Raw genomic sequence first — 9,054 nt, 5'->3', positions numbered from 1 at the left:
AGAGGGTGAGCAGCGGAAGCCGCCACCACCAGCCGAGGGCACGCGGCGGGGCCGCCAGCGAGGCGCTCGGCGGCACGACCGAGCCAGGCGACGGGACGACCGCGCCGGGCGACAGGACGACCGCGCCGGGCGACGGGACGACCGAGCCAGGCGACGGGACGACCGCGCCGGGCGACGGGACGACCGAGCCAGGCGACGGGACGACCGAGCCAGGCGACGGGACGACCGAGCCAGGCGACGGGACGACCGAGCCAGGCGACGGGACGACCGAGGCAGGCGCCGGGCGGGATGGTGGGGCGACCGTGGCCGCGGGCGGGGTGGCGGTCAGCAGGCGGGCGGATTTTGACCAGGCCAGGAAGGCGTCGCCTATCGGGAGCAGGCCCAGGGCGTAGCGGCGGGTGTGCCAGGTGTCGATCGGGACGCCGGCCACCTCGCCGAAGTTGGCCAGGCCGGCAGCCAGGGAGCTGTCGCCCTCTACTCGGGCCGCGCCGAGAGTTACCACCGTGGCGGAGAGGGAGATGCCCAGTGGGAGTGGGCCCGAGTCGACGTCGGCGGGGCCGTCGGTGCCATGCGGGTACTCGCGGATGGCGGGACCCAGGCCCAGCGGGCGGGCCAGGAAGTGGGAGCGGAAGGCCAGATACTGCCCGCGGGCGAAATCCGGGTCGATCTCCGGCAGGAAGCGCTCGATGATGCTCTGGGACGAGCCCCTTGCGCCCGAGGTGGGGGCGCCGGTGTCTACGTCGGTGGTGTGCGGGATCAAACCCGTCGCCGGGTCGAGGTTGACTCGGGCGCCGGCGAGCCAGCGGGTGATCGTGGCGCCATAGCGCGGGGTGGAGAGCTTGTCGTGCAGGGACAGGGAGGCTATGGCCACGGTCGAGTCGACGGGCCACGCCTGGCCGGGGTAGGCGGGCAGGAAGGGCACTGGTGACTGATCGAAGGCGGCGGCCAGCTCGGCCGAGTCGCGCTCGAAGGCCGGGTCGTGGGTGCCGGGCGGCTCCAGCGAAAGGATTCCGCCGCGCAGCCAGTTGAGCCAACCCCGATAGAAGATGCCGTACGCGGGGGACAGCTCGGCGGCGAAGGGAGCGCGGGCCTCGGCCGACTCCAGGAAACCGAGCGCCCAGCGTGCCTCGTCGGCCTCACCCAGGTTGACCGCGGTCAGACCGTACAGGGCGTACAGGAAGAAATACCCCTCGGGGAACTGACTTTGCGCCTCCGCGGCGGCGCCGTCGTTCAGCTCGGAGCGCAGGAACGTCAGCTGACGTCGTACGGACGACGGGGTTTGTGCGGGACCGACCAGCCGGACGGCGCCGATCAGCGCAAGCACGCTGATCATCACGGCGGCGGTGAGCCGCGCCACCCGGCGCATGCGTCGATCTTAGGAAGTACGCCCCACCAGCCTCAGAGCCAGCATCGGGCAGCGGCTCACGGCGTGCGCGGCCGCGTTCTCCAGCGGCGCCGGGACGGCCGGCTCGGCGGAACCGTCGCGGGCCAGCGGGAAGCCCCAGTCGTCCTCGGCCAGCATCTCCTCGAGCAGCTCGGTGCAGAGACCGCGACCGTCGCAGAGCGTCCAGTCGATGTGCAAGCGGGTCATCGCCTACCTCCCGTGGCCAGGCAGCGGCCCGCCAGGTGGGCCGCGACGTCCGCTTCGAAAGTGCGCATGGCGCTGACGATCAGGCGGGCCGTGCCGTCCGGATGCCGGCAGGCGCCCCGGCCGGTGACCAGCGCGGCCAGGCGGGCGACCTCGCCGGGCAGGCCGGGGCGGGGTCGGCGCGCGGCCAGGTCGGCCAGCGTCCAGGCCATCCGGGGCAGGCCGTTGACGCAGGGGCCGCACTGTCCGGAGACCTGGTCGGCGAGGTAACCGGCGATCTTCGCGGTCTCGGCCAGGCCGCACGCGTGGGCCGGGAGCGCGAGCACCACCCCGGCGCCGGGCGAGGCACCGAACGGCGCGAGCGCGGACTGGCTGACCGGCAGCGACAGGTCGGCCGGGACCCAGCCGCCGTGATAGCCGCCGACCAGCACCGCCTGCAGCTCGAAGGTTGGGCCGCCGGCGGCGGCGATCAGCTCGCCCAGCGGCACGCCGTACTCGGCCTCGACCACGCTCGGCCGGGCCACCGCGCCGCTGACCGTGGCGAGGAACGTGCCCGCGGAGAGGAACCAGCCGGGGCCGTGGCGGGCGATCAGGGCCAGGTGGGCGAGCGTCTCGACGTTCTGCACGAGCGTGCCGGTCTCAACCACCCGCACGCGCTTGTCGCTGGGGACCGCGCCGCGGCCGGCGACCGCGGAGGCCGCCGCCGACTCCTCCCCCGCGACGAACGCGTCGGGCGCCACGGTCGGCGTGACCGGCAGCGGGTCGAGGCCTGCGCCGCGCCGATCGGCCAGCACCTTCCGCAGGCCGGGCAGCAACTTGGCGGGCGCGTAGAGATGAGCGGCACGAGCGCCGACGGCGCGCGCGACCAGCTGCAGGCCGTCGAGCACCAGGTGGGGCTGGCGGGTGAGCAGCACGCGGTCCTTGCCGCTGAGCGGCTCGCCCTCGGCGCCGTTGGCGATCACCACCGGCGGCCGGCCCGAGGCGGCGACCGCGCCGAGCTTGCGCCACATCGGGAAGCCGGCGCCGCCGCGGCCGGTGAGGCTCGCGTCCCGGGCCATCCCGATGATCTGGCTGCCGTCCAGCAGCGGGAGGCGGCCGTGCCGGGCCAGGTGGTGATCAAGGGTGCCGTCGCCGGACAACAGCCGGCTCGGCGCCTCGGTCGCGGAGATCATCGGGAAGCCTCCTCGAGGTGGGGGCGCAGGCGGGGGGCGACACGGCGCTCGGCGCGGGCCGGGAAGCGGTCGAAGGTGGCCGACAGTCGCCAGCCGATGGCCGCGGTCACGGCGGCCGCGCAGGTCAGCGAGGTCGCCCAGAGCCACCAGGTGCCACGGTCGGCGCCGTTGCCGAGGCCGTGCAGCAGCGCGACCGGCCAGCAGAGGTAGGCCAGCCAGTGCACGGCGCGCCAGGCCCGGACGCCGAGGCGGTGCCGGAGCAGGCTCGTGATCACGATCGCGGCGAGCAGGTCGAGGCCGAGCGTGCCGAACCCCTGCCACACGGGGCGATAGTTACCGACAAACGGAACTACAACATCAAAAAACCTCAATTGGGCGTACGGGTCGAAGAGCAGACCGATCACGTGGCCGACCAGGAAGACGACGGCCAGCAGGGCCGCATTGCGGTGCACCAGGGAGACCGCGAAACGGGGCAGACCGAAGGCGGGCCGGCCGGAGCGCGCGCCGATGCCGAGCACGACCACGACCGTGAGCAGGACGAGCGCGACGACGCCGGAGCCGCGGGCGAAATACCAGAGCGCGTCCGTCACGACGGCCACCCGCCCAGGCGGAGGATGTCGAGGTCCGGGGTCACGAGCCGGCTCGGGGTGCGGCCGAGCAGATCGGAGGCGGCATGGCCGCGGACGATCGCGGCCGTGCTCAGCGTGTTGGCCCGCAGGCAGGTGAAGGCGGCCACCGAGACCGTGCGCCAGACGGTCGGCGCCGGGCGGCCGGTGCGCGGGTCGACGATGTGGTGCAGGAGCTCGCCGGGACGGCCCCAGGTGCGGCCGGCCGTGCTGGAGGTGGCCAACGCGGCGCCGGCCGGCAGGCGTACGCAATCGCCGGGATCTCCCGGACGGTCCTGAACCAGAATCTGCCAGCCCTGGTCGGTCGGGGCCGGGCCGGCGGTGGCGATGTCGCCACCCAGCGCGACCAGCACGCCCACGTCGAGCCGCTCGGCGACCCGGGCCGCGGCCCGGTCGGCGGCCATCGCCTTCGCGGTCGCGCCCAGATCGAGCAGCACACCGTCCGGCACGGTCAATTCAAGGCCGCGCAGACGCACGGCCCGCCAGTCGGGAGTGGCGAAGACGCGCACCGCCGGGGCCACCCGCCGGCCGGTCAGCGCCGCGAAATCGCGGTCGTAGCCGAGCCCGCAGAGCGCACCGCCCACCGTCGGGTCGACCGCGCCGCCGGTCTCGCGGGCCGCGTCGAGCGCGGCGCCCACGAGGTGAGCCAGCAGCGGGCTGACCGTCACCGGCTCGCCACCCGCCCGGCAGGCCCGGCGGAGCTCGGAGTCGGCGCGGAACCGGCTGCACGCGGCGTCGACCGCGGCCAGCTCGGACCTGACCAGCTCGGTCGCCTCGGGGAGGCGGGACGGGTCGGTGACCACGATCCGGGCGGTGGTGCCCCAGACCGGCCACTGCGCGGTGTCCGCGCGGATCGGCAGTGTCTCGACGAGCGGCATGTCACGACCCTCCCGAGGTGGCCTGGCTGCTGCCGCTGTCGCTGCCGCTGGAGAGCGACGGCGAGTTGTTCGTGGTCGAGGACGTCGACGAGCTGTCGGACGAGGTCGACGTCGACGTCGAGGAATCGGTTGTCGAGGAATTGGTTGTCGAATCGGCGGCGTGGGCGGCCACGCCGACCACCACCGTGCCGGCCACGCTCGCCGCTACCAAGGCGCCCGTGATCAGCGACGCGCGCCGCAGTCCGGTCTCCCGCTTCATCTGCGTGGCACCACCCTTCGTTGACGACACAACGAATCGTGCCCAGCGGGCCTCGCTCTGACCTGTGCGGATCCTTCGCGGTACCTGTGAAGGCGGGCGGTTCGCAAGATTCAACGAAGATCGCGCGGTGTGAGTCGAATGACGCTACCGGCCGGGCCCTCCGGATCCATAAGTTGAATCCCGACGCAGATGACTAAGGAGCTCCCTCATGTCCACGATTCCGCAGCACACTCTCGACGACATCGACCGGGTCAACGCGAGCGGGCTCACGCCCGTCGTCTTCATCCACGGCCTCTGGCTCCTGCCGAGCAGCTGGGACCGCTGGGCCGAGGTCTTCCAGGCGGCCGGGTACGCCCCGATCACGCCGGGCTGGCCGGACGACCCGGAGACGGTCGAGGAGGCCAAGGAGCACCCCGAGGTGTTCGCCGGCAAGACCGTCGGCCAGGTCGCCGACCACTACGCCGAGATCATCGGCAAGCTCGACAAGCAGCCCGCGGTCCTCGGGCACTCGTTCGGCGGCCTGCTCGCGCAGATCCTCGCCGGGCGTGGACTGTCCAATGTGACCGTGGCGATCGACGCGGCGCCGTTCCAGGGCGTGCTGCCGCTGCCGATCTCCGCGCTGCGGGTGGCGTCCGTGGCGCTGAAGAACCCGACCAACTACCACAAGGCGGTCCCGCTGACCTATGAGCAGTTCCGGTACGGGTTCGCGAACGCGGTCAGCGAGGAGGAGGCCCACCAGCTGTTCGAGGAGTTCGCCGTCCCCGCCCCCGGCGCGCCGCTGTTCCAGGCCGCGGCCGCGAACCTCAACCCGTGGTCCGAGGTCAAGGTCGACCACGACAACGCGTACCGCGGCCCGCTGCTGGTCATCTCCGGCGAGAAGGACCACACGGTGCCGCCGGCCATCTCCGAGTACAACTACAAGATCCAGCAGAAGAACTCCGGGGTGACCGAGTTCGCGTCGATCCCGGGCCGTGGCCACTCGCTGACCATCGACAGCGGCTGGCTCGAGGTCGCCAACACGGCCCTGGCCTTCGTGCAGCGCTTCGCCGAGCGCTGAGGGCCCGCCTACAACAAACCGTGCCGCATCGCCGTGGTCACCGCGGCGGTGCGGTCGGCCACGTCCAGCTTGTTGAAGACACGCAGCAGGTGGGTCTTCACGGTCGCCTCGGCGATGAACAGCCGCTTGCCGATCTCGGCGTTGGTCAGGCCGCTCGCCACCAGCCGCAGCACCTCCGACTCGCGCGCGGACAGCGTCGGCGGCGCGGGCTGCCGCACCTGTCGCACCAGCGTGGACGCGACGCTCGGGGCCAGCACGGTCTCGCCCCGGGCCGCGGCCCGCACCGCGTCGGCGAGCTCGGCCGGCGAGGCGTCCTTGAGCAGGTATCCGCAGGCGCCGGCCTCGATCGCGCGCAGGATGTCGCGGTCGGACTCGTACGTCGTCAGCACCATCACCCGGACGCCGGGCACGGTGGCGAGGATGCGCTCGGTGGCCGAGACGCCGTCGCCCTCGGGCATGCGCAGGTCCATCAGCACGATGTCGGGCCGTTCGGCGGCGGCGAGCGCGACGCCGGCGTCGCCCGAGCCGGCCTCGCCCACGACGGCGAGATCGGGCTCGGCGTCGAGCATGCCGCGCAGCCCGTGCCGCACGACGGGGTGGTCATCAACAAGAAGGATCCGAATCACGCCGGCACCTCCAACTCGATGGTCGTGCCCGTGTCCGGGTTGCTGCGGACGGTCAGTGTGCCGTTCACCTGGTCGGCCCGCGCGCGCATGCCGTTGAGCCCGAAGCCGTCGGCCGCGGCCGGATCGAAGCCGCACCCGTCGTCGCGCACCACGAGCCGCACCGACTCCGGCCCGTAGGCGAGCAGCACGGCCGCCTCCCGGGCGCCGGCGTGACGGCGGACGTTCGTGAGCGCCTCCTGGGCCGCCCGCAGCAGCACGACCTCCACCTTGGTCGGCAGCGCGCGTTCGTCCCCGGTCACGCGGACGACCGCCGGCGTCCCCGTCACTTCGGAAAAACGAGCGGCTTGTCGGCGTACGGAATCGGGAAGTGAGCCCTCGGACAACGCGGCCGGCGCCAGCGCGGCGACCAGGGCCCGCGACTCGGCCAGATTTTCCTTGGCCGTGCGAACGGCGAGCGCGAGGCGCTCGTCGCGCAGCGACGGGTCGGCGGCCTGGAGCAACGTGATGATGCTGGTGAACCCCTGCGCGAGCGTGTCGTGGATCTCCCCGGCCAGGCGGGCCCGCTCGGCCGCCACTCCGGCCTCGTGCGACAGGCGTGACACCTCGGCGCGGGTCGCCTCCAGGTCGGCGATGAGCTGGCCCCGCTCGACGTTCTGCTGGATCACCCGCACGATCCAGAAGCCGAGCCAGATGCCGGCGGCCGACGAGATCAGCGCGATGACAAGGTCGGTCCGGAGCATCCCGTGATCGGTGAACAGGTCGACCACCGGGGTGATCAGGTTGACCACGATGACCAGGACGATCGCGGTCCGCATCGGCGCGAGCTGGAAGATCATCGGGATCATCGCGAACAGCAGCCAGGTCGTGAACGGCGTGGCCGTCACCGCGACCGCGAACAGCGCGATCTGCACCAGCAGCAGGGCGAGGGCTCGGCCGTCCTCGGCGTCGTGCCGCACCAGATGCCGGCCGATCGTCACGTGCAGCACGATCATCACGGCGATGGCGCCGGCCGAGATCAGCCGGCGCCACAGGTCGTGACCGTCCGCGAACAGGGCGGCGACGGCGACGATCACCGCGACGATCCCGAAGTAGACGTCCCACCACTGTGAGTAGCGGATGTGAGCCTCAGGGGTCAACGATCCTTCTCGGTCCAGCGGAACGTCACCAGGCACAGCACCAATCCGATCACACACCACGCGCCGAGCACCAAGGCGGTGCGGCCCAGCTCCCATTGGCTGGCCGCCTCGTACTGCTTCATGCTGTCCGGCAGGAACACGTACCGGAAGCCCTGGCTCATCCACTTGACCGGGAACAGCGAGGCGACCGTGATCAGCCAGCTCGGCAGCTGGGTGATCGGGTGGATGAAGACGCCCGAGATGAACTGCAGGGCCACCACCGGGACGTTGAGGATCGCGCCGGCCGTGCGGGCGTGCTTCACGATCGCGCTGACCGCGATGCCGCAGGCCGTGCAGGCGAACGTCGACAGCAGGAACAGCCAGGCGAAGGTCAGCCAGTGCGCCGCGTCCGGGACCGGCATGTCGAAGATCAGGATGCCGACCAGGATCAGGATGGCCGCCTCGGCGACGCTCAGGATCAAGACCAAGATCAATTTCCCCATCACGTACGCCGTGGGCGTGATCGGCGTGCCGTGAAGGCGCTTCAGGGTGCCGTCCTCCCGATCCAGCGCGACGCCCGAGCCCATGGTCACGAAGGCGGTCGAGAGGATCCCGTACGCGATCATGCTGGCCGAGTAGACCTGGCTGGCGCTGACGCCCGTGTCGTCGTAGGAGTCCCCGAAGATCGTGCCGAACAGCAGGAGCAGCATCGCCGGGAACGCGAAGGTGAAGATGACGGCGGTGCGGTCGCGGAGGAACTGGAGGGTCTCGACCCAGCCGCGGGAAAGGCCGTTGGACACGGTCGACGGGAGGGCTACGGCGGCGGTGGTCATCGCCCGGCTCCGATCAGGTTCAGGTAGATGTCTTCGAGGGTCGGACGCGTGACGGTCAGCGTGGACAGATCGGTCTCGGCCTTGACCAGCTGCCGGATCAGGTCGGTGGGGTCGGCCACCTGCTCCTCCCGGAGCATCCCGTTCTCCCGCCAGGCGACCTTCGCACCGGCGTCGGCCCGGCCGCCGAGCGTGGCGGGAGTGCCCTCGGCGACGATCAGGCCGCCGGCCAGCACGGCGAGGCGGTCGGCGAGAGCCTCGGCCTCCTCCAGGTAGTGCGTGGTGAGCAGGATCGTGGTGCCCTCGGCGGCCAGGGCGCGGATCAGGTCCCAGAACTGGCGGCGGGCCGCCGGGTCGAAGCCCGTGGTCGGCTCGTCGAGGAAGAGCAGCTCGGGGCGGCCGACGATGCCGAGCGCCACGTCCAGCCGGCGGCGCTGGCCGCCGGAGAGCGCGCGGATCTTGCTTTTGTGTTTGTCGGTGAGGCCGACCAGGTCGAGCACCTCGGCGGCCGGGCGCGGGCCGGGGTAGAGGCTCGCCACGTGCCGGACCATCTCGGTCACCGTCAGGTCGGCGGCGTCGTCCGTGTCCTGCAGCACCACGCCGATGCGGGCCCGCCAGGCGCGTCCGGCCGTGCCGGGGTCCTCGCCGAGCACCCGGGCGACGCCGTCGGTGCGGCGGCGGTGGCCCTCGAGGATCTCCACGGTCGTGGTCTTGCCGGCCCCGTTCGGGCCGAGCAGCGCGAACACCTCGCCGCGGGTGACGGTGAGGTCGATGCCCCGCACCGCCTCGTGTCCCTTGTAGGTCTTGCGAAGTCCCCTGACTTCAATGGCGTCCATGGATCTGATCGTGCTCGCCGGGGGTGGGCGCGCGCGACGACCGGGCGGCGGTCACCGGCTGTCAACC

The 9,054-nt window shown here is 72.3% G+C and carries 11 protein-coding genes; 2 read left to right on the top strand and 9 right to left on the bottom strand.

Features of this window, described 5'->3' with window-relative positions:
- From A3CQ_RS60860 to A3CQ_RS0118240, 5 genes are all read right to left on the bottom strand, one after another.
- The coding region (locus A3CQ_RS60860) for a hypothetical protein (RefSeq protein ID WP_051115276.1) at window positions 1-1,366 on the bottom strand (1,366 nt) is incomplete at its 3' end.
- 9 nt (window positions 1,367-1,375) lie between these two features.
- A complete protein-coding gene (locus A3CQ_RS0118255; protein WP_020512391.1) occupies window positions 1,376-1,591 on the bottom strand; it encodes a ferredoxin in 216 nt (71 codons plus the stop codon).
- Window positions 1,588-2,760: an NADH-ubiquinone oxidoreductase-F iron-sulfur binding region domain-containing protein gene (locus tag A3CQ_RS0118250; RefSeq protein WP_020512390.1), complete on the bottom strand. Its 1,173-nt coding sequence runs from the start codon at window positions 2,758-2,760 to the stop codon at window positions 1,588-1,590. Before A3CQ_RS0118250 ends, A3CQ_RS0118255 begins: the two co-directional genes overlap by 4 nt.
- Window positions 2,757-3,350, bottom strand: coding sequence for a ferric reductase-like transmembrane domain-containing protein (locus tag A3CQ_RS0118245; RefSeq protein WP_211216628.1), 594 nt, complete (start codon window positions 3,348-3,350; stop codon window positions 2,757-2,759). The genes A3CQ_RS0118250 and A3CQ_RS0118245 overlap by 4 nt, the downstream gene beginning before the upstream one ends.
- On the bottom strand, window positions 3,347-4,264 hold the full coding sequence (locus A3CQ_RS0118240; protein ID WP_020512388.1) for an FAD:protein FMN transferase: 918 nt from the start codon (window positions 4,262-4,264) through the stop codon (window positions 3,347-3,349). The genes A3CQ_RS0118245 and A3CQ_RS0118240 overlap by 4 nt, the downstream gene beginning before the upstream one ends.
- A 17-nt stretch (window positions 4,265-4,281) precedes the next feature.
- Here A3CQ_RS0118240 and A3CQ_RS0118235 point away from each other — a divergent pair, with 17 nt between their 5' ends.
- A complete protein-coding gene (locus A3CQ_RS0118235) occupies window positions 4,282-4,584 on the top strand; it encodes a hypothetical protein (protein ID WP_020512387.1) in 303 nt (100 codons plus the stop codon).
- A 147-nt stretch (window positions 4,585-4,731) separates the two neighbouring features.
- Window positions 4,732-5,580, top strand: coding sequence for an alpha/beta hydrolase (locus tag A3CQ_RS0118230; protein ID WP_020512386.1), 849 nt, complete (start codon window positions 4,732-4,734; stop codon window positions 5,578-5,580).
- 8 nt (window positions 5,581-5,588) lie between these two features.
- On the opposite strand, the gene A3CQ_RS0118225 is transcribed toward A3CQ_RS0118230, so the two are convergent.
- Genes A3CQ_RS0118225 through A3CQ_RS0118210 form a run of 4 tightly spaced genes read right to left on the bottom strand, consistent with a single transcriptional unit; the run spans window position 5,589 to window position 8,987 of the window.
- Window positions 5,589-6,206: a response regulator gene (locus A3CQ_RS0118225; protein WP_026205836.1), complete on the bottom strand. Its 618-nt coding sequence runs from the start codon at window positions 6,204-6,206 to the stop codon at window positions 5,589-5,591.
- Window positions 6,203-7,342, bottom strand: coding sequence for a sensor histidine kinase (locus tag A3CQ_RS0118220; RefSeq protein WP_020512384.1), 1,140 nt, complete (start codon window positions 7,340-7,342; stop codon window positions 6,203-6,205). The genes A3CQ_RS0118225 and A3CQ_RS0118220 overlap by 4 nt, the downstream gene beginning before the upstream one ends.
- Window positions 7,339-8,154 carry an ABC transporter permease gene (locus tag A3CQ_RS0118215; RefSeq protein WP_020512383.1) on the bottom strand — a complete coding sequence of 272 codons (816 nt, stop codon included), beginning with the start codon at window positions 8,152-8,154 and terminating at the stop codon, window positions 7,339-7,341. Before A3CQ_RS0118215 ends, A3CQ_RS0118220 begins: the two co-directional genes overlap by 4 nt.
- Window positions 8,151-8,987 carry an ABC transporter ATP-binding protein gene (locus A3CQ_RS0118210; protein WP_211216627.1) on the bottom strand — a complete coding sequence of 279 codons (837 nt, stop codon included), beginning with the start codon at window positions 8,985-8,987 and terminating at the stop codon, window positions 8,151-8,153. Before A3CQ_RS0118210 ends, A3CQ_RS0118215 begins: the two co-directional genes overlap by 4 nt.
- Window positions 8,988-9,054: the final 67 nt, after the last annotated feature.

Origin of the sequence: Paractinoplanes globisporus DSM 43857 (assembly GCF_000379645.1) — a bacterium.
In the GTDB taxonomy this organism is placed as follows: domain Bacteria; phylum Actinomycetota; class Actinomycetes; order Mycobacteriales; family Micromonosporaceae; genus Actinoplanes; species Actinoplanes globisporus.
The sequence above is the reverse complement of the archived record's forward strand: the minus strand, read 5'-3'. Positions and strand labels throughout refer to the sequence as shown.